This window comes from Stenotrophomonas maltophilia (genome assembly GCF_004920835.1).
GTDB lineage: Bacteria > Pseudomonadota > Gammaproteobacteria > Xanthomonadales > Xanthomonadaceae > Stenotrophomonas > Stenotrophomonas maltophilia_AQ.
This window is the reverse complement of the sequence record NZ_QFHO01000010.1, coordinates 14,050-34,306: the sequence shown is the minus strand read 5'-3', so window position 1 is coordinate 34,306 and position 20,257 is coordinate 14,050. Positions and strand designations below refer to the sequence as shown.

At 64.1% G+C, this 20,257-nt stretch carries 19 protein-coding genes; 11 read left to right on the top strand and 8 right to left on the bottom strand.

Annotation, left to right across the window (positions count from 1 at the left end; genetic code table 11):
- Positions 1–3: 3 nt before the first annotated feature.
- Positions 4–330: a hypothetical protein gene (locus DI041_RS09280; protein ID WP_136639546.1), complete on the top strand. Its 327-nt coding sequence runs from the start codon at positions 4–6 to the stop codon at positions 328–330.
- Positions 331–749: 419 nt separating this feature from the next.
- On the opposite strand, the gene DI041_RS09275 is transcribed toward DI041_RS09280, so the two are convergent.
- The 4 genes from DI041_RS09275 to aceE all read right to left on the bottom strand — a co-directional run bounded on the left by DI041_RS09275 (position 750) and on the right by aceE (position 6,280).
- Entirely contained in the window at positions 750–1,163 is a 414-nt protein-coding gene (locus DI041_RS09275) for a hypothetical protein (RefSeq protein ID WP_136639545.1), read from the bottom strand.
- A 12-nt stretch (positions 1,164–1,175) separates the two neighbouring features.
- Positions 1,176–1,994: a TdeIII family type II restriction endonuclease gene (locus DI041_RS09270; RefSeq protein ID WP_136639544.1), complete on the bottom strand. Its 819-nt coding sequence runs from the start codon at positions 1,992–1,994 to the stop codon at positions 1,176–1,178.
- Positions 1,994–3,259, bottom strand: coding sequence for a DNA cytosine methyltransferase (locus DI041_RS09265; protein ID WP_136639543.1), 1,266 nt, complete (start codon positions 3,257–3,259; stop codon positions 1,994–1,996). Before DI041_RS09265 ends, DI041_RS09270 begins: the two co-directional genes overlap by 1 nt.
- A 333-nt stretch (positions 3,260–3,592) precedes the next feature.
- Positions 3,593–6,280: a pyruvate dehydrogenase (acetyl-transferring), homodimeric type gene (gene aceE / locus DI041_RS09260; protein WP_136639542.1), complete on the bottom strand. Its 2,688-nt coding sequence runs from the start codon at positions 6,278–6,280 to the stop codon at positions 3,593–3,595.
- 545 nt (positions 6,281–6,825) lie between these two features.
- On the opposite strand from aceE, the gene DI041_RS09255 reads away from it, so the two are divergent.
- Complete coding sequence (locus tag DI041_RS09255) at positions 6,826–7,386, top strand: PadR family transcriptional regulator (RefSeq protein ID WP_136639541.1); 561 nt, start codon at positions 6,826–6,828, stop codon at positions 7,384–7,386.
- Positions 7,387–7,445: 59 nt separating this feature from the next.
- Positions 7,446–8,243, top strand: a complete 798-nt coding sequence (locus DI041_RS09250) for a siderophore-interacting protein (RefSeq protein WP_136639540.1) — start codon at positions 7,446–7,448, stop codon at positions 8,241–8,243.
- Between the two features lie 73 nt (positions 8,244–8,316).
- On the opposite strand, the gene DI041_RS09245 is transcribed toward DI041_RS09250, so the two are convergent.
- Positions 8,317–9,150 (bottom strand): hypothetical protein, encoded by an 834-nt coding sequence (locus DI041_RS09245; RefSeq protein WP_136639539.1) that lies wholly within the window; start codon positions 9,148–9,150, stop codon positions 8,317–8,319.
- A gap of 206 nt (positions 9,151–9,356) precedes the next feature.
- On the opposite strand from DI041_RS09245, the gene DI041_RS09240 reads away from it, so the two are divergent.
- Entirely contained in the window at positions 9,357–9,758 is a 402-nt protein-coding gene (locus DI041_RS09240; protein ID WP_136639538.1) for a hypothetical protein, read from the top strand.
- A gap of 138 nt (positions 9,759–9,896) precedes the next feature.
- Here DI041_RS09240 and DI041_RS09235 read toward each other — a convergent pair whose 3' ends face one another.
- Together DI041_RS09235 and DI041_RS09230 are read right to left on the bottom strand one after the other, a co-directional pair.
- Positions 9,897–10,604, bottom strand: coding sequence for a YceI family protein (locus tag DI041_RS09235; protein ID WP_136639537.1), 708 nt, complete (start codon positions 10,602–10,604; stop codon positions 9,897–9,899).
- 86 nt (positions 10,605–10,690) lie between these two features.
- Positions 10,691–11,281, bottom strand: coding sequence for a malonic semialdehyde reductase (locus DI041_RS09230; RefSeq protein ID WP_136639536.1), 591 nt, complete (start codon positions 11,279–11,281; stop codon positions 10,691–10,693).
- A gap of 127 nt (positions 11,282–11,408) precedes the next feature.
- On the opposite strand from DI041_RS09230, the gene DI041_RS09225 reads away from it, so the two are divergent.
- The 6 genes from DI041_RS09225 to DI041_RS09200 all read left to right on the top strand — a co-directional run bounded on the left by DI041_RS09225 (position 11,409) and on the right by DI041_RS09200 (position 15,358).
- Positions 11,409–12,368 (top strand): mitochondrial fission ELM1 family protein, encoded by a 960-nt coding sequence (locus DI041_RS09225; protein WP_136639535.1) that lies wholly within the window; start codon positions 11,409–11,411, stop codon positions 12,366–12,368.
- Positions 12,369–12,523: 155 nt separating this feature from the next.
- Positions 12,524–12,754, top strand: a complete 231-nt coding sequence (locus DI041_RS09220; RefSeq protein WP_046984459.1) for a hypothetical protein — start codon at positions 12,524–12,526, stop codon at positions 12,752–12,754.
- Between the two features lie 48 nt (positions 12,755–12,802).
- The gene (locus DI041_RS09215; protein ID WP_046984460.1) at positions 12,803–13,654 is read left to right on the top strand and encodes a DUF2145 domain-containing protein; all 852 of its coding nucleotides are present in this window, start codon (positions 12,803–12,805) and stop codon (positions 13,652–13,654) included.
- 19 nt (positions 13,655–13,673) lie between these two features.
- Positions 13,674–14,177, top strand: a complete 504-nt coding sequence (locus tag DI041_RS09210; protein WP_046984475.1) for a hypothetical protein — start codon at positions 13,674–13,676, stop codon at positions 14,175–14,177.
- Between the two features lie 32 nt (positions 14,178–14,209).
- Positions 14,210–14,722, top strand: coding sequence for a hypothetical protein (locus DI041_RS09205; RefSeq protein ID WP_046984461.1), 513 nt, complete (start codon positions 14,210–14,212; stop codon positions 14,720–14,722).
- A gap of 75 nt (positions 14,723–14,797) precedes the next feature.
- Positions 14,798–15,358, top strand: coding sequence for a queuosine precursor transporter (locus DI041_RS09200; protein WP_136639534.1), 561 nt, complete (start codon positions 14,798–14,800; stop codon positions 15,356–15,358).
- Between the two features lie 98 nt (positions 15,359–15,456).
- Here DI041_RS09200 and glnE read toward each other — a convergent pair whose 3' ends face one another.
- Positions 15,457–18,252 (bottom strand): bifunctional [glutamate--ammonia ligase]-adenylyl-L-tyrosine phosphorylase/[glutamate--ammonia-ligase] adenylyltransferase, encoded by a 2,796-nt coding sequence (gene glnE, locus DI041_RS09195; RefSeq protein WP_136639533.1) that lies wholly within the window; start codon positions 18,250–18,252, stop codon positions 15,457–15,459.
- Positions 18,253–18,639: 387 nt separating this feature from the next.
- On the opposite strand from glnE, the gene DI041_RS09190 reads away from it, so the two are divergent.
- A complete protein-coding gene (locus DI041_RS09190) occupies positions 18,640–20,154 on the top strand; it encodes a succinyl-CoA:acetate CoA-transferase ScpC (protein ID WP_046984464.1) in 1,515 nt (504 codons plus the stop codon).
- The last annotated feature ends 103 nt before the right edge of the window (positions 20,155–20,257 follow it).

The following is a 20,257-nucleotide window of genomic DNA, read 5'->3' as shown; positions in this document are numbered from 1 at the left end:
ATCATGAAGCTTTTCACCCTTCCTCTTGCGCTTGCCGTCGCGCTGTTCATCGCGACCCTTGGGTTGGCAACCATGTCCCAAGCCCAGGTTGAGATCAGCACTTGTGAGCGAATCTCTGATGCCGAGTGTTCCACCATGCAAGAGGACGCAATCCGAATCTCAAGGTTCGCATCGCCGAACGAGTTGTCACTAGAAGCTGGACAACCCCATGGGAAGTTCTTCGAGCTAAGCATCGAAGGCAAACCCTACGTGCTGCTGGGCAATTCCAAATCGTTACTCGTCATAGTCTTCATTGACGGAAATCGCGATATGAGATCAGATCTTTGTTGAGAGAGCGCTGACCCACGCAGTTGAAGGCATTGGGAACTGGAGGATGACTTGCCATCTTCTCGACCGCAATCGGCTCATGACTTCGAGCCCTAACCCTCTGGCAGATTGAGTACACCGTGCTCCATATCGAACAGAAGCATTCACAGGCACAAGGCTTCACTGAAATCGAATATAGGCAATGGCCGATTAAAATGTGCATGCCGCGGGTAGACCAGCGCCATCTCCCCGTACCGCGTATGTAGCGCTGTCTATAAGCGAACATTGGGCAATAGCCCCACAGCTATAACCCACATTTTCCGCACGAAACGCCAGCCAATGGGAATTTGTTAGCCACAGCAATAAGCGAAATTCTCCCGCTCCCCATGCCGGGGCGTCGGCAGCGACATGGCTGGCGTTAGTGGTAACGCCGAACCTTCCCCCTATCGGATAGCATTACTTTCAACTGAAACACCAAATAACACCACCATTTCCATCAGGAGGCGTACGTTTCGGATAAAGTAAGGAAGTGCGCCAGATATGTACAGATCACCACGATCTGCCGAGGAAACTGCAGCGGGGAGTCCTCCTCCAGCTATCTCCAACCAGACTGCGAAGGTCGCTGATACTGCAACCGATACATCAAGTTCGTCATCGGGCGACCCGTGAGATTCTTCTAAATGAAGCTCCACTGCTCGCGTGCCATTCACTTCGCTGCGCAACACTACCCACGCCTCACGGCCGTCAGCCCCGACGCTGCTAACGCCCAGGGCAAAGCTGCGCGCCAAATAGCGATCCGAAAATTCTGGGTCATAAAAGTCGCTAGCAATCTCATTGAATCTCTCAAACGGAATCATGCAAACCCCCTCCTAGACATTGCCTTCCAATAGCTCAATCAGCTCTGCACGGCGACCCTCCGCAACCTGCAAAAAACAATCAAGCAGATCATCATATGTCTGATCGGACATACCAATAAAATTCCAAAACTCCCTCCCAACCAAAATATCTTTATCGAAATCCATAAAATACTTAGTGGTCGGCCAACCATAGTCTCCGAACAGACCATTGGGGTTGTATGGAAGGCCAACAAAGGCGCGAACCGAAGTCGGATGTCGTACAGCATGAAGCCGAAGGATTCTGCGTTTTGCGGCTCTCATCTGATCATAATTTGGCTTCGGCGTCTTGATTTCAACATGATTCTCAAAACCATCCATCGAAACATAAAAGACATCATCCTTCTCTCTTACGTTTTCGCGCGCTCCCGGGCCTGACGCACCAGCTAAAATCTGAGTGAGCTCATTGGCTGTGGAAGGAGAGCCGTGATCATCTCCACTTGTATAATCTGCACATAAAGCATCGATCTGCGCAGACGTCGCAGCGGGAATCTGCCCCGAGACAAAATATCCAACCTCAGCATTCCCGTGCGTCGCACGCGCTATGTCCCCAGCGATTTTGTCCCACCCCCACCCCAACGATGTATTAAGAGAGCGCTCCAGCATCGCAGCAAGTCGAATTTCAGGAAAAAGCGTCTTTATAAACGGGGATGCCTCCCCACTCCTCCCAGAACTCCTGAACGGAGAAACTATTTCAGAAAGAAATAGCCCTTTAACCATCCTTGAACCACTCTTCAATAGAGTGTCAACATTTAAATTCAACCGCCCGATAACAATATCTTTAGGCACTGTCATTAATTTTCCCCGGCAATAGACAAGACTGAAGAAACAACCGCCTGAGCCATTCGAACTGGCACCGCATTACCTATCTGCCGGTACCTGGAAGATTTTGAGCCTTCAAAATGATAGGACGCAGGGAAATCTTGAAGCTCCGCGTATTCTGCAATGGAGAGTGGGCGCTCGAAGCAAGGGTGGCAAAGACTAGATGCAAGTTGCTGCGGCTGAGCAGTAAGCGTTGGAACGGGAGAGTCCCAAGAAAGACGACGCCAAAACCCTTCCTTACCCCCACCCGAGTTAATTGCGGAACCCATGATTTCCTCCAAATATCCCGGAGGAAATAGATCCGGATTTTCACGTACAAACTTCCAATTTCTACCTGCGGGAATATTTTTAAATATTTCTGCACGCTCCGCACTATATGCATAAGTATCACTATGCAGTGGCTCCTTCTCGCCCATGTGCCCAATTGCATCGCGGAGGGTTCGCCATGGCTTTATTGGAGGATACGGTGCGAGGCGATGATGAGTCGCAGGAACCAGGTCATTAACGGAAAGCTCGCGCCCCGTGATCTTTCTAAAGACCCCCGAACGCAGCTCCTTATCTCTGCTGCCAATGATAAAAACTCTATGACGTACTTGCGCAGTACCGTAGTCTGCGGAACAAAGCAATCCGTATGCGACCTCATAACCGAGACTTTTGAACGTCGGCAAGACAAGCAAACGCATCACCGAACCCAACTGATTTTCTTCACGCTGCGCAATTTCCTGCGGGTGCTTCCGCTCACTCAAAGGCAAGTGCTCAAGCGCAGCAGATAATAGCCCTCTAACGTTTTCGAAGAGAAAGAAACGTGGTCGAAGATGCCGAACCATCTCAAAGTAAGAATGCACTACTCTTCCCTGGGGGGTCTGGACAGACCCTCTCGATCCTGCCGTACTAAATGCTTGGCACGGGGGCCCCCCCGCCAAAAGAAAGGTTTCTTCTGGGGACAGCTTGGCGGCGGCCATTAATTCGATAGGACTGACATTCTCGATATCACCGAAGAGTGAGCCAGTTTTCTCTGACGCCATCTTGTTCTTCACCAGAGTGCGCCTGCAATCAACGTCAGCTTCTACCCAGGCGCGAAAATCAAACTTTCCCTTTCCTGCCTTTTTGATTCCAAGATCGAGGCCACCCGCACCGGAAAACAATGAAACGACTGGCAACATAATTTTAATTCCCGTGTGTAATTGAATCGCACGGAGGAATGATCGCAAGATCGCGGTATCAACTTCGCACGACAAGATTTCTGATTCAAGCTCTCTTGAGCTTCAACGGTGCATTGTGCAAATTCACAGTCTTAGAACCTGCGAATAAGCAATGGTCGCAGTGGCCTATAGTGCACGGTTCAGCTGAAGTTAGGGCTCCACCTCACTTCAGATCAAGCAGTCGCTGCCCAGGGAACTCAGTTCCAAGCAGTCGTCCAGCCATAAACGTTCACAAAAAATACTTCAACCGCCTTGCGGAATAGCTCGAAAGGAAGAGGGCCGCAAAATTGACGGCCCCCCTCTTCTCCAATGCAGACCACAAATCAGGCGGTCTAGAGAAGATGTGAAAACTTCTCTACCTCGCTTCCTTCAAACCCCAACAGGATTAGCCTTCTCCGGATCAATCTTGTACTGCTTGATCGCCCGGGCCACATCCTTCGCGGTCATCTTCCCTTCCTTCGCCAGCGCTGCAATCGCGGCATGCGCGATGTAGTACCGGTCAACCTCGAAGAACCGACGCAGGTTCGCACGCGTATCCGAACGACCGAAGCCATCCGTACCCAGTACGGTGTACGACATCGGCACGAACGCACGGATCTGGTCCGCATACGCACGCACATAGTCGGTGGCGGCAATTGCCGGGCCCTGGCGACCTTCCAGCAGCTCGGTCACGTAGGCCTTGCGCTGCTCACCTTCCGGGTGCAGGCGGTTGGCACGTTCCACGTCGAAACCATCGCGACGCAGTTCGTTGAAGCTCGGGCAGCTCCAGATATCGGCGGTCACGCCGAAGTCCTTGTCCAGCAGCTCGGCCGCGGCAATGGCTTCGCGCAGGATGGTGCCCGAACCCAGCAGCTGCACGCGCAGCTCGCCCTTCTTCGGCTTGCCGGCGTCGGTCAGCAGGTACATGCCCTTGACGATGCCTTCGGCCGCGCCTTCCGGCATTTCCGGGTGGGTGTAGTTCTCGTTCATCAGGGTGACGTAGTAATACTCGTCCACCTGGTCTTCCATCATGCGCTTGGTGCCGTGCTGCAGAACCACGGTCACTTCGAAGCCGAAGGTCGGGTCGTAGCTGCGCACGTTCGGGATGCCACCGGCCACCAGATGGCTGAAGCCATCTTCGTGCTGCAGGCCTTCACCGTTCAACGTGGTGCGGCCAGCGGTGCCACCCAGCAGGAAGCCGCGGGTACGCATGTCGGCGGCCTGCCAGGCGATGTCGCCCACGCGCTGGAAGCCGAACATGCTGTAGTAGATGTAGAACGGCAGCATCGGCACGTTGCTGACCGAGTAGCTGGTACCGGCCGCCATCCACGAGCTGATCGCACCCGGCTCGCTGATGCCCTGCTGCAGCACCTGGCCGCTCTGGTCTTCGCGGTAGAACATCAGCTGGTCGGCGTCGACCGGCTTGTACTTCTGGCCGAACGGCGCGTAGATGCCGATCTGGCGGAACAGGCCTTCCATGCCGAAGGTACGGGCTTCGTCGGCCACGATCGGCACGATGTGCGGGCCCAGTTCCTTGTCGCGCAGGGTGATGTTCAGGCTCTGCACGAAGGCCATGGTGGTGGAGTAGCTGCGCTCGCCGCTGCTCTTCAGCAGGCGGTCGTAGGCTTCCAGCTTCGGCGCCACGAAGGTCTTGTCGGCCTTGCGGCGGCGCTGCGGCAGGTAACCGCCCAGCGCGGCACGGCGTTCCTGCAGGTACTGCACTTCCGGCGAACCCGGGCCCGGGTGGTAGAACGGCACCTGGCCGTCGGCCAGCTGCGCGTCGGTCACCGGAATGTTGAAGCGGTCGCGGAAGTGGCGCACCGCCTCATCGTCCAGCTTCTTGGTCTGGTGGGTCGGGTTCAGTGCCTCACCGGCGCTGCCCATGCCGTAACCCTTCACGGTCTTGGCCAGGATGACGGTCGGCATGCCCTTGGTGTTCACGGCCTGGTGGTAGGCGGCGTACACCTTGTGCGGGTCGTGGCCACCACGGTTCAGGCGCCAGATGTCGTCGTCGCTCAGGCCGGCAACCATCGCAGCGGTTTCCGGGTACTTGCCGAAGAAATGCTCGCGGGTATACGCGCCGCCGAAGGCCTTGCAGTTCTGGTATTCGCCGTCGACGGTTTCCATCATCAGCTTCTTCAGGACGCCGTCGCTGTCCTTGGCCAGCAGGGCATCCCAGTAACCGCCCCACAGCAGCTTGATCACGTTCCAGCCGCCGCCACGGAACACGCCTTCCAGTTCCTGGATGATCTTGCCGTTGCCGCGCACCGGGCCGTCCAGGCGCTGCAGGTTGCAGTTCACCACGAAGATCAGGTTGTCCAGGCCTTCACGGCCGGCCAGCGCGATGGCACCCAGGGTTTCCGGCTCGTCGCTCTCGCCGTCGCCGATGAAGCACCACACCTTGCGGTCGGACTTCTCGATCAGGCCACGGTTTTCCAGGTAGCGCATGAACTGCGCCTGGTAGATGGCGGCCAGCGGACCCAGGCCCATCGACACGGTCGGGGTCTGCCAGTATTCCGGCATCAGCCACGGGTGCGGGTACGAGGACAGGCCACCGCCGTCCACTTCCATGCGGAACTTGTCCAGCTGCTCTTCGCTGATGCGGCCTTCCAGGAAGGAACGCGCGTAGATGCCCGGAGCGCTGTGGCCCTGGATGAACAGCAGGTCGCCCGGGTGGTTTTCGCTCGGGGCGCGCCAGAAGTGGTTGAAGCCCACGTCGTACAGGGTGGCGCCGGAGGCGAACGAGGCGATGTGGCCGCCCAGGTCACCTGGCTTGCGGTTGGCGCGGACCACGGTGGCCATCGCGTTCCAGCGGATGATCGAGCGGATGCGCCATTCCAGCTCGGCATTGCCCGGGCTCTTGGCCTCGAGCTGCGGCTCGATGGTGTTGACGTACTCGGTGGTGGGAGAGAACGGCAGGTAGGCGCCCGAACGACGGGTCAGTTCCACCATGCCTTCCAGCAGCTGATGCGCGCGCTCGGAGCCCTCGACATCAATAACGGCCTTCAACGACTCGATCCACTCCTGGGTTTCCACAGGATTCGGGTCGTTGTTCAGCACCTCGTTCAACCAGTTCATTAGCGCTCCCATAACCGCACGCACGCGCGCGACTGTTGTATAGATTTCTAGACCGCAAAGTGTAGCGCACCAAGGGCTTTCGTCACTTGGCTACGCAGGCGTATGGATGCAACCGGCCAGTGTCCGCAAGGGACTTGCCGGACCCGCTGAAGGCCCTGCGGCGGGCCTTGTTGGCTGCGCGGGCTGTCGCTTGCGGGCCGCTGCGCCCATGTGCAGGACGCAGTGTTACCGCTGCCGATGACGGTTGTGGGGCAGCTCCACGCCCCTGCGGTATCAGCAGCGCGAGCCGGCGCTGAACCGGCGACAACGTGTCGCACCCGCCTCTGGATCGGCGCTGGCATTGAGCCCAGGGTAGACCGTGAGTGAGGGGCCTGGCCGCCCCGCTCCCTTCCACAGCATCGCCGGGGCGCCTCGCAAGGGGCGCCCCTTTTGCTGTGCGCGGGGCCGGCCGTGGCCCAAAACGGACCTGCTTGTGGCCGGATCGATGATTGTCGGCTTCGATATATCGATATATCGTTTGCACACTCGTTTACCGATATATCGAAATGAGCCGTACCGCTTCTCCCAGAGCCCGTTCCACCGATCCGGCAGTGCCGCGCCGCAACGGCCAGCCGCGGGTGCTCAGCCGCGGCGACCTGCGCCTGCTGGTGCTGGCCCTGATCGGCGAGCAGCCGCGCCATGGCTACGAGCTGATGCAGCTGATCAGCAACCAGTTCATGCAGGCCTACACGCCCAGCGCCGGCACCATGTACCCGCTGCTGGCCAGCTTCGAGCAGGCCGGCTGGATCGAGGCCGAGGAAGTGGATGGCAAGCGGATCTTCCGCATCACCACCGCCGGCGAGTTCGAGCTGAAGGTGCAGCGCACCCAGGTGCGCCTGGCGCAGCGACGCGCCTTCGACCGCGCCCGCGAGATCACCAAGGCCTCGCTGCCGCCGCCGCTGGCCGGCGCCCTGCGCGAGTTCAAGCGGGCGCTGGTGCATCACCACGGCCGCTGGGCCGAGGGCGAGGCGGAAGAAGTAGCGGCGCTGCTGACGCGGGCGTCCGCGCTGCTCAACGGTACGGCCGGTAGCGAGACCCAATCCTTTTCAACGACCCAGCCAGACTGAATCCAGCCAGGTCGCCCCTACGCCGCGCGCCCCCGCGCGACACCTTTACAGGTAGCCCCATGACCGAACACAACAACACGCGCCTGCGCCTGGATGTGCGCTTCCGTGAACTGACCGTGCTGCGCACCGAAGAGGTCACCCCGCACATGCGCCGCGTGGTGCTGGGTGGCGACGATCTGGCCGGCTTCGATTCGCCCGGCGCCGACGACCACATCAAGCTGTTCTTCCCCAACAGCAGCGGCGAGATGGTGCTGCCGGTGCTGACCGCCGAAGGCCGCAGCTACCCGGACGGCAAGGAGCCCTCGCCGGCCCGCGACTACACCCCGCGCTGGTGGGACCACGAAACCGGCGAGCTGGCCATCGACTTCGTGCTGCACGACCAGGGCATTGCCGGGCCGTGGGCCGAGCAGGCGCAGGCTGGCGATGTGCTGGTGATCGGCGGCCCGCGCGGCTCGTTCGTGGTGGCCGACAGTTACGATGCCTATGTGCTGATCGGCGATGAAACCGCGCTGCCGGCCATCGCCCGTTGGCTGGACGTGCTGCCGGACGGCGCCGAAGTGCAGGCCTTCGTTGAAGTGAGCGACGAGGCCGAACGCCAGGCCCTGCCGCAGTACGAGAACGTGCGCATCCACTGGCTGGAGCGCAACGGCTTCCCGGCGGCCAGCAGCACGCTGCTGGAAGACATGCTGACCGACTTCGAGGCCCCGGACGGCGACGTCTTCTACTGGATCGCCACCGAATCGCGCCGCGCGCGGATGATGCGCAAGTTCATCGAAGGCCACCTGGGCGTGCCGCGCGACTGGATCCGCTCGACCGGCTACTGGAAGGCCCACCCGGACGAAACCGACGGCGATTGAGCAAAAGACGGTAGGTGCGGACCGTTGGTCCGCACGCCTTCGAATGGGTAGTGCCGGCCGCTGGCCGGCAACCTCATGAACCTTCGGCAGGTACCCGCAGCTGCCGGCCAGCGGCCGGCACTACCGTGCTGGACGCCACCTGCCGCGTCCATCCGGACCGCTGCGCGGCCCAGATCTCCAGCGCCACCAGCAGCGCAATGATCAACAACGGCAACAGCAGCCCGAAGTACACGCCGGGCATCATGCCGTTGATCTGCGCCTTCACCAGCCGCAGCACGCCACGGGTGTGCAGCAGCTCATCCACATGCATGGTCAGCGCCTCGCGCACCACCTTGGGCTCCAGGCCGATCGTGCCGGCCTTGTCCACCAGCGTGTCTTCCAGCATGCCGCGCAGCAGTCCCTCGCGCACCTTGCCGATCACCCATCCCGCGCCACGTGCCAATGGGCCGTCACCGAGACGATCGAGGCCGGGCAACGGATGTTCGCTCAGATAGGCCGAGGCAATGGTGTCGGCCACATCGCCCACCGTGCCCTGGCTGCGCAATGCCTCGCGCATGCGCGGGTTGTCCAGTGAATCGGTAAAGCCTTCGCTCCAGCCTTCCACCAGGGTCTGCAGGTGCGGCTGGAAGTGATCGAGCTGCTTGAACAGTGCGCGGTGTGCGCCGGCAGTAAAGCCCAGCTGCAGCCCGAAGAAGGCGGTGGCCAGCGGCAGCAGCACCACGTAGCTGGCCAGCAGCCAGTGATGCCAGCGTCTCTGCCGCTGCAGCCAAGCGCGGCGATGCAGCCAGCGCCAGGCGAAGATGCCCAGCACCAGGCCAAGCAATGTGCCGAGCACGCTGCCGCCCAGCAGATCGAGCACGCTCAGGCCCGTCCAGAATTCGTTCAACCAGTACTGCGTGTCCTGCATGGGTCTTCCTTCCGTGGATGAAAAGCAGGCCATTGTAGAGCCGAGCCCATGCTCGGCTGCTCCTTGCATCAGGTGGATGCGGACCCGCCGACCGGTGGGTGCGGACCGTTGGTCAGCACACTCCCATGCAATTGCCGGCCAGCGGCCGGCACGACCCGGCAAGCAGTGCGACAATCGCGCTCCTTTCCTGCAGCAACGAGGCCCACATGGCCAAACTGACCCTGGCCAGCGTGGATGCGCTGCGTACCCGCTTTGCCGATGACGCCGCCTGCGACGCGGCACTGGCCACCTTCGCCGACCCGGCCGCGCTGCGCGCGCCGCTGCGTGAGCTGGTGGAGGCACAACACCGCTACCTGCAGGCCGAATTCGAAGTGGCACAGGTGGCCGACGTGCTGCGCCGCGACCAGAAGTACGCGCCGGTGGGCCGACCGTCGATCAACATCGTGCAGCTGCGCAAGCAGCAGGCCGCGACCAAGCAGGCAGCGCTGATCGCGCGCCAGGTGGTGGCGCAGGCCGCGCAGACCTTCGCGCGCGTGAGCGGGATGACGGTGAAGGCCAAGCAGAGCCCGAGCGAGGCGTGCGTTGCATGGTTGGGCGCGTTGCGCTGAGGGATCGTGCGGACCAACGGTCCGCACCCACCGAATCCAGGTCCGCAGCCGGCCAGCGGCCGGCTCTACCAGAACCCAAAAAGAAGGCCCGCTTTTCAGCGGGCCTTCTGCCTTCTCACGACGAGTGAGTGGGGTGCATCAAGCGGCCGGCTTTTCGCCGGTGGCTTCGGTGGTGATGCGGATCTTCACTTCATCGCTGACGTTCGGGGCATACGCGCCGACGCCGAAATCGCTGCGCTTCAGGGTGGTGGTGGCATCGAAGCCAGCGGCCGGAACCTTGGCCATCGGGTGCTCGCCGCCGCCATTGACGGTCACGTCCAGGGTGACCGGCTTGGTGATGCCCTTGATGGTCAGGTCACCGGTCACGCTCAGCTTGTTGGTGCCAGCAGCTTCCACCTTGGTGCTCTTGAAGGTGGCATCGGCGAACTTGGCGGCGTCGAAGAAGTCGGCGCTCTTCAGGTGCTCGTCGAACTTGGCGGTGAAGCTGTTCAGGCCGCTCAGCGGCAGCTTCACTTCCACGGTGGACTTGGTCACGTCTTCGGCGTTGTACACCAGGGTGCCTTCAACGTTGCCGAAGTGTGCGCTCGGGTTGGAGAAGCCGAAGTGGCTCCACTGGGCCAGCACGTCGGTGTGGGTCGGGTCCAGCTTGTAGGTGCCCGAGGCGATCTTGATCGCTTCGGCGGCCGGCGCGGCAGCAGCGGCATCGGCGGCCGGGGTGGCGGCCTGCCCGGTGGTGGCCGGGGCGGCGGCATCGGCGGCCGGGGCAGCGGTGTCGGCCGGCTTGGAGCAGGCGGCGATGGCCAGCGTCAGGGCCAGCGGCAGCAGCAGTTTACGGGTGGCGCTCATCTCAGGAACTCTCCGGATCGTAGGGTGGGTACACGGTGTAGCAAGAGCCCGCCGCGGGACGGCGGGCCCGAAACCGATACAACGACTTACGCGATGCGCGCCGCTTCGTCGAACGACAGGCGCGGCAGACGCGGGAACAGGCCCGCCGAGTCACCGTAACCCAGGTTGACCAGGAAATTCGACTTGATGGAGGTGCCGGCGAAGAAGGCTTCATCCACCTTGGCCGCATCGAAGCCGGACATCGGACCGGCATCCAGGCCCAGCGCGCGCGCGGCCAGGATCAGGTAGGCGCCCTGCAGGCTGCCGTTGCGGATGGCGGCTTCGTGGCGGCCTTCCTGCGGGCCGTCGAACCAGGCCTTGGCATCGGTGTGCGGGAACAGGTACGGCAGCTTCTCGTGGAAGTCCAGGTCGAAGCCGATGATGACGGTGACCGGGGCGGCCATGGTCTTGTCATGGTTGCCTTCGGACAGGGCCGGGGCCAGCTTGGCCTTGGCTTCCTTCGAGGTGACGAAGACGAAACGGGCCGGCGTGGTGTTGGCCGCAGTCGGGCCCCACTTCACCAGGTCGTACAGTTCCTGCAGCAGGCTGGCCGGGACCGGCTTGTCGAGGAAGGCGTTCTGGGTGCGGGCAGTGCGGAACAGCTGGTCGAGGGCAGCAACGTCGAGCGCGTGGGACATCAGTGGATCTCCAGGGCGGCTAAGGGAAGGTCAGTGCCCGCGGGCGGCGCGGGGCGAATCGACGAGCCGCAGTGTAGAGTGTCGCGACTGTTGCAACACCCAGCAGGACTGAAACGAATTAATGCCAATGGTGAAACGATCGAGCGCGCCTTGGACGGTCACTGACGGCCGTGCCGGCAATGTCCGCCAGGCGGTCGCGCTGGCCTCGGCGCTGCGTCTGGGTACCCATCAGCCACTGGTCCTGCAGCCCCGTGCGCCCTGGCGCTGGCTGTCGCCACGGCGCCTGCCGGGCGATGTGGACGGCTACGGCGAGGCATTTGCGACGCTAGCTGCGGACGCCCCGCCGTTGGCGATCGGCTGTGGCCGCCAGTCCGCCGGCGCCCTGCGCGTGCTGCGTGCGCGTGGCAGCCAGGTGGTGCAGATCCTCGACCCGCGCATCAGCGCCCGCCACTGGGACATGGTGGTGGTGCCCGAGCACGATGCTCTGCGTGGCAGCAATGTGCTGACCCTGCTCGGCAGCCTCAACCCGGTGGACGACGACTGGCTGGCCTGGGGTCGTGCCGCGTTCGCCAGCTTCAGCACCCTGCCCGGCCCGCGCACCGCGTTGCTGGTGGGTGGACCGACGCCGCTGGCCCCGTGGGACGAGGCAGCGATGGTGGGCGTGTTCCAGGCGCTGGCCGATCAGATCCGCGCTGAGGGCGGCAGCCTGCTGGCCACGACTTCGCGGCGCACGCCACCGGCATTGGCCGAGATCCTGCGCGCGAAGTTCGCCGATCTGCCACATGTGATCTGGGGCGATGGCGGCGACGGCGTGAACCCGTACGCGGGCCTGCTGGGCTGGTCCAACCGCGTGGTCGTCTCGCCCGATTCGGTGAACCTGCTTTCTGAAGCCTGTGCCACGCGCATGCCGGTGACGGTGGCGCTGGCTGATACCGCGCAGGGGCGGCTGGCACGTTTCCAGCAGCAGCTGCGCGAGCGCGGGCGGTTGCAGCCGCACTGGCTGGACTGGCAGTACGACCGTATCGAGCCGCTGCGCGAAACCGCGCGGATCGCCGCGCAAGTGAAGCAGCGTTTGGCATTGAGGTAGTGCCGGCCGCTGGCCGGCAACGCTATATGCATTACCGAAGCCCCTGCCATTGCCGGCCAGCGGCCGGCTCTACCCCGTTCGTCCAGCGATTTCTGAACATTTGGATCCGCCTGCACGGTTAGAGTCCAGCTTCCCCCATCACACTGAACGTCTTCATGCGTACCCTGCTCCTGCTGCCCCTGGCCCTGCTCGCTGCCTGCTCCACCACGCCCACCGAGCTGGACCCGATTTCTTACCAGTGCCAGCAGCAGCTGGATGCATACCGCGAACAGCCAGCGCTGCGCGATCCGAAGACTGGCGAGCGCCCACCGCTGCCGATCGCGCCGATCAGCGACGCCTGTGACCGGGAACTCAAGCGCAAGGGCGTGGACCGCCCGCTGCGCTGACCGGCGTATGATCGGCGCGCGGGCCTGCCCGCCGTTGAAGGTATCGACATGGATCGTTTTTCCCGCCTGCCCCGCGCCGCGCTGCTGATCGCCAGCCTGCTGGCGACCGCACCGGCATGGGCCAACAGCACCGAGTGCCGCGAGCGCTACCCGAGCGTGGCCTCGCAGGCGGCGATGCTGGACGTGGCCTGGACCACCGCCGAGCGCCTGGACGCGCTGCCCGATGTGGACGTGGTGGTCGCCGCACGTGGTGGCCAGGACCTGAGCCGCTACGGCCTGCGTCACAGCCATCTGGCCTTCCTGCTGCGCGAGGACGATGGCCGCTGGCGCGCGATGCACCTGCTCAACCGCTGCAAGACCGACAGCTCGCAGCTGTACCACGAAGGGCTGGGCAACTTCGTCGGCGAGAGCGGTGGCCATACCGATCTGCGCATCGGCGTGCCATCCGCACCGTTGCGTGCAGCACTGCGCGCGATGCTGGTGTCACCGTCGATCCAGCCAAAGGCGCTGCACGAAACCAGGTACAACGTGGTCGCCTACCCGTTCGCCACCGACTACCAGAACTCCAACCAGTGGGTGCTGGAAGTGCTGGCGGCGGCGATGGCGCAGGCCGATGGCGCGCCGGCCATCGTCAAGCGTGAGCAGGCCCAGCAGTGGCTGCGCCAGCAGAAGTACCAGCCCAGCGTGCTGCATATCGGCCTCGGCAAGCGCGTGGGTGCGCGCCTGTTCGTGGCCAACGCCACCACCACCGACCATCCGGCCGGCGAGCGCATCTCCGGCAACTATTCGGTGGTGACGGTGGAATCGGTGTTCGATTTCCTGCACCAGCGCAGCCAGCTGCAGCAGGAACTGGTGATCCCTCACGTGCCGGTGGCCGGTGCCGCCGCAGCCAGCCCCTGAATCCCGCAAGGAGAACGAGATGCGCCTTTCGCACGCTGTCCTGATGCCGCTGTTGATTCTCACCGGCCTAGCCTGCTCGACCGCCGCCCACGCCGAACGCCGCATCGTGATCATCCACGACCCGGGCCCGCAGGGGCCGAGCCTGGAGATGTCCACGCAGATGGTGGCGTCGGCCCGCGCGGCAGCGGCGAAGGAAGCCCAGGATGCAGCCGACGCGGGTCGCCCATTGGCCCGTCAGCAGCAGATCAAGCTGCCGCAGATGCAGGTGAGCGCCATCGCCACCACCGTGGATGGCCGCCGCGAAGTGCTGCTGCGTGATGCCAACGATCCGCAGAACACCGCATCCATGCAGTACCCGCGCGGCATCGGCGATCCGGCCGTGCAGTTCACCGTGGGCCAGACCGTGAACTTCGAGCCGACCGGGGCCGACCAGGGCTGGCAGCTGAAGGACAACCAGGGCCGTCCACTGGAATACCTGCCCGAGGCCACCGGCCCGCGCGACATTTTCGATACCCGGCGCTGAGCCGCCGTCCCCACCCTGACCAGGAGGTCTCCATGTTCCGTTGCCTGCGCATTCCCGCCACTGCTCTGCTGCTTTCGGCGCTGATGGTGCCCACCGTCCACGCTGGCGCTGCGCCGCAGTTGAACAGCAGCGAGGCCAGCGTGCTGATCACCTCGCTGATCGTGGTGTCAGTGCCCCTCGCTGCGTCGGCGGGCTTGTCTGAATTGTCGAAGGCGCCGTTCAAGGCCAGCGAGCGCCGTGAGAAAGCCCACCGCACCAAGGCGGTGCCGCTGCCACCGATGGAAGTGAAGAAGGTGGAGACCACGGCGGCGGGCGAACGCCAGGTGCAGCTGCAGGTGCCCGACAAGGCCGACCAGACCGCCACGCTGCGCTGGCCGGCGCGCGTGCATGAGGACCAGACGGCGGCCTTCGTGGTCGGCCAGCAGGTGCATTTCGACCCCACCGAGGCCGGTGCCGGCTGGACCGTGAAGAGCGCGCAGGGCCAGGCGCTGGCCTATGTGCCGACCGCCTACGCCGCCGGCGACGTGATGAGCGAAGCGCTGTAAAGCTGAACGACCGGTTTTGGCTTTGCCGCAGCCCGGGCGGATAATGGGCGATCCCCTTTGTCCCCCTGGCTCGCCATGTCCGTGCGTCCTGCCCCTGTGTTTGCCCCGTTGACCGCCCGCGCCCTGGTGCTGGCGGTACTGGCGATGGGCGCGGTGGTGCTGCTGTCCAACGTACTGGTGCAGTACCCGATCAACGATTGGCTGACCTGGGGTGCTTTCAGCTACCCGGTCGCGTTCCTGGTCAGCAATCTGATCAACCGCCGCTTCGGCCCGGGCCCTGCCCGCCGCGTGGCGTGGATTGGTTTTGCGGTGGCGGTACTGCTGTCGATCTGGGTGGCCACCCCGCGCATCGCGATTGCCTCGTGCTCGGCCTTCATCGTGGCGCAGCTGCTGGACATCACCGTGTTCGACCGCCTGCGCCGTGGCAGCTGGTGGCGCGCACCGATGGTAGCCACCACCTGCAGCGCGACGGTGGATACCACCATTTTCTGGTCGATCGCGTTTGCCGGTTCGACCCTGCCGTGGGTGAGCTGGGCCGCCGGCGACCTGGCGGTGAAGCTGGCGATCGGCGTGTGCCTGCTGGCCCCGTTCCGCGCGTTGTTGTGGAAGATGGCGCCGCTGCGCGCGGCCGGCTGACCGCTGTCGCTCTGGTAGGTGCCAACCTTGGTTGGCGCTTTGCGTTCATGCCAACCAAGGTTGGCATCTACCAACTGCAGACCTCCGCCATCCGCCGCTCAGGCGAACGGCAACTCTGCAGCTCTGCACGCCGCCGCAATCGCGGCACATGCATCTTCAATCGCCGGCGTCGTCGGTGCCAGTCGCGGCCGCCGGTCCAGCGTGCAGGCCAGGCCCACGTCCAGCAACGTGGCATGCGCTCCATGCAGCGCCTGTGCGGTGTCTTCCGGCAGGAAACCAACAACCGCCAGCGCATCGATCAACGACGGCGTGTCGCGCGGCTGCAGCAACGCTACATGCTGCGCGCTACGCGCCAGCACGCCGGTCTGCAGCAGGAACTCCAGGTCCACCACGCCACCGGCACCCTGCTTCAGGTCCAGCCTCGCGGCATCGCTGCGGTCCAGTTCGGTGCGCATGCGGCCGCGCATCTTCAGCACGTCCGCATACAGCACACCGGCATCGCGTTCGCGCCCCAGCGTCTGCGCACGCACCTGTTCGAAATCGGCCAGCAGACTGGCATCACCGGCCACGCCCCGCGCGCGCACCAAAGCCTGGTGTTCCCAGGTCCACGCGCGCTCGCGCTGGTATTCGGTGTAGCTGGCCAGCGAAGAGACCAGTGAGCCCTTGCCGCCATCCGGGCGCAGGCGAACGTCGATGTCGTAAAGGCGGCCGGCGGCGGTGACTGCACCGAGCAGCGCCATCACCTTCTGCGCAAGGCGTGCGTACCAGCGCCCCGGTTCCAGCGGCCGTGCCCCATCGCTGGCATCCACGCCGGCCGGGTTGTCGTGCAGGAACACCAGGTCCAGATCGGAGCCGAAGCCCAGCTCCAGTCCACCCAGGCTGCCGTAGCCGATGATCGCGAAGCGCCCGCCGGGAATCTCGCCGTGTGCGGCGCGCATGTCCGCCTCGGCCATCGCCAATACGGTAACCACCACCGCCTGCGCCAGTTCGGCCAATTGCCGGGTGCTGTCGACCGCGCCCTGGCGGCCATCCAGCGTGGCCATCGCCATGCGGAAGCTGAGTGCCAGCCGCGTTTCATTGAGCCAACGCAGCGCGGATTCGGGATCTTCCACCGTCAGCACCTGCTGGCACTCGGCCAGCATGCCAGCGGCATCCGGCATCGGCCCGGACACGCGCACGTCCAGCAGTTCGTCCAGCAGCAGCGGATACGCTGCCAGGCGCTCGGCCAGCAACGCGCTGCGCGCCAGCACGTCTACCAGCCGCGCCAGTGCGCTGGGCTGTTCGTCCAGCAAGGCGAGATAGCTGGTCCGGCGCAGCACCGCCTGCAGCAGGCCAAGCACGCGCTTCAGCGCGGCATCGGGCTGTGGCGAGCGCGTGGCCGCATGCAGCAGCGCAGGCAGTACGCGATCCAGCCGCGCACGCGCGGCATCGGACAACGACTTCACGCCGGTGCCCTGGGCGAAATCGCGCAGCGACTGGTCGGCGCCGTTGGCATCGAGGAAACCGGCTTCGGCCAGCAGTGGTGCATTGCTGCCTTCGGGCAGGCTGCGCCAATAGTTGGCCAGCGCGTCGGGCGCGGCCTGGCCCTTGCGCGGCGCCAGCAGCGCGGCGAATTCAGTACTGACCCGCTGCTGCTGTTCCGCCAGCGCCGCACGCAGCACGTCCCAATCCGGATAGCCCAGACCCACGGCGATGCGTTCGCGGTCGAGTGCATCATTGGGCAGCACATGGGTCTGCGCGTCACGCAGCATCTGCAGGCGGTTTTCCAATCGGCGCAGGAACAGGTAGGCCTCGCGCAGCGCGCTGCCATCCTCGGGCGCGATCTGTCCGGCGGCCACCAGTGCGTCCAGCGCCACCAGCAGGCGACGCTCGCGCAGTGCCGGTTCACGGCCACCGCGGATCAGCTGCAGCGCCTGGCACAGGAATTCGATTTCGCGGATGCCACCGGCGCCGCGCTTGATGTCGTCGTGCAGTTCCCGGCGCGCGACTTCGGCGGTGATTGCCGCCTTCATCTCGCGCAGGCCGTCGAGCGCGGTGAAGTCCAGGTAGCGGCGGTACACGAACGGGCGCAGCGTCTGCAGCCACGCCTCGCCGGCATCGATGTCGCCGGCCACCGCGCGCGCCTTCAACCAGGCATAGCGTTCCCAGTCGCGGCCCTCGCGCTGGAAATACTGGTCCATCGCCGCGAACGACAGCGCAACGCGGCCGGCGCTACCGAACGGACGCAGGCGCAGGTCGACGCGGTGGCTGAAACCATCGACGGTGGTTTCGTCCAGCAGCTTGGCCAGGCGCTGGCCGAGGCGGGCGAAATACTCTTCGGCCGCCAACGGACGCGGTCCATCGGATTCACCGCCCTGCGGATAGGCGTAGACCAGGTCCACATCGGAGCTGAAGTTGAGCTCGCCACCGCCGAGCTTGCCGAGGCCAAACACCACCAGCTGCTGCGGCGTGCCGTGTTCATCGGCGATCACACCGTGGCGCTGGGCGAATTCCTGCTGCAGGGCGTCCAGTGCCAGCCGCAGGCAGTCCTCGGCGAGGGTGGTGGCACCGGCGAGGGTCTGCGGCACGTCGTCGAGGCCGGCCAGGTCACGCCAGATCAGCCGCGTGGACATCGCAGTGCGCCAGCGCCGGATCTGCGCCGGCCAGTCACTGGGCTGCAGCGGATCGAGCACCGGCGCCGGGATCGGCGGGCAGCCGGGGGCGGCCAGCTGTGCCAGCAAGGCCGGTTGCCGCACGAGGGTGTCCAGCGCGAAGTCGCTGGCCACCGCCAGCTGGTTCAGCAACGGCAGCAGGTCGGCCGGGACGGGCTCGGGCAGGACCTGGGCCAGACGGGCCAAAGCGCGGTCGACAAGGGGCTGCAGGGAGGCGGGCAGGTCAGCGGGGGCGAGGGTCATGGGCTGATTCTCACGGGGTCGGATCCCTTTGCCAACGGCGAAGGGCTCTGACCCCGAGATGCCGCCGGTTGATGCCGCTGGTGGGGTCAGAGCCTTTTGCCTGTGGCAAAAGGATCCGACCCCCGATGGGAGCCGCGCATTCATACTGGGCGACAGGCAATAAAAAAAGCCCGCTTGCAGCGAACTGCCAGCGGGCTCTGCTCCCTCCCCCACGTCGGGATGCAGGTCCATCGTGCGGGCTGCGAAAGCACTTTGCACGCTGCACTGCAAAACAAAACCGGCGGGTTTGGGTGACCCCTGCGGGAAAAGCCATTCCACGAAGGTAGAACCCCCCGTACGGCGGGGGATGGCCGATAATCGGGATTCCCCCCAGCAACACGTGTCGTCATGTCTGTTGATCGCATCGCCAACGCGCGTCTCCGTGACCGCGTGGTCTCCGCAGAGGCCGCAGCCGCGCTGATCCAGCCCGGTGAAACCGTGGCCATGAGCGGCTTTACCGGCTCTGGTTACCCCAAGGCTGTTCCCGTCGAACTGGCCCGCCGCATCGAAGCGGTGCACGCCCAGGGCCTGCCCTTCCAGATCAGCCTGATGACCGGCGCCTCCACTGCGCCGGAACTCGATGGCGCGCTGGCCAAGGCCGATGGCATCGCCATGCGCATGCCGTTCCAGAGCGACCCGGATGCGCGCAACCGCATCAACGAGGGCAAGCTGGACTACATCGACATCCACCTCAGCCACGTGGCCCAGCATGTGTGGTTCGGCTTCTATGGCGAGATCGATACCGCCGTGATCGAAGTCTCGGCCATCCGCGAAGACGGTTCGCTGGTGCCGTCCACCTCGGTCGGCAACAACAAGACCTGGCTGGACCTGGCCAAGAAGGTGATCGTTGAGGTCAACGAATGGCAGCCGGCCGGCGTCGACGGCATGCATGACATCTACTACGGCACAGCGCTGCCGCCGCACCGCAAGCCGATTCCGCTGGTGAACGCCAACGACCGCATCGGTGACACCGCGCTGCGCTGCGACCCGGACAAGATCGTGGCCGTGGTGCGCACCAACGGCCCGGACCGCAACAGCCCATTCAGCCCGATCGATGTGACCAGCGAGCAGATCGCTTCGCACCTGATCGAATTCCTCAAGCACGAGGTGAAGAAGGGCCGCCTGCCGCCGAACCTGCTGCCGCTGCAGTCGGGCGTGGGCAATATTCCGAACGCGGTGTTGGCCGGCCTTGCCAAGAGCGGCTTCCGCGACCTGGCCGCGTTCACCGAAGTGATCCAGGACGGCATGCTCGATCTGCTGCGTGACGGCGTGCTGAGCTACGCTTCGTGCACCGGCTTCGCGCTGAGCCCGCAGGCCAACGAGACGTTCAAGGAGAACATCGATTTCTATCGCGAGCGCATCATCATGCGCACGCAGGAAATCTCCAACCATCCGGAGCTGGTGCGCCGCCTCGGCTGCATCGGCATGAACGGCATGATCGAGGTGGACATCTACGGCAACGTCAATTCGACGCACGTGATGGGCACGCGGATCATGAACGGCATCGGCGGTTCGGGTGACTTTGCGCGCAACGGTTTCCTGTCGGCGTTCCTGAGCCCGTCCACCGCGAAGAACGGCACCATCTCGGCGATCGTGCCGATGGCCAGCCACGTGGACCACACCGAACACGACGTGTCGGTGATCGTCACCGAACAGGGCCTGGCCGATCTGCGAGGGCTGACCCCGCGCAAGCGTGCGCAGGTGCTGATCGACAACTGCGCGCACCCGGATTTCCGCCCGCAGCTGCAGGACTACTTCGACCGTGCCAGCCGCGAAAGCTACGGCAAGCACACCCCGCACCTGCTGCCGGAAGCGCTGTCGTGGCACCAGCGTTGGCTGGATACCGGCACGATGAAGGGCTGATTGCCGTCGGGGTCGGATCCCTTTCCATTGGAAAGGGCTCTGACCCCAGGTACGGACATCGGGTAGTGCCGGCCGCTGGCCGGCTCCCCAGAACAGCCAGCCA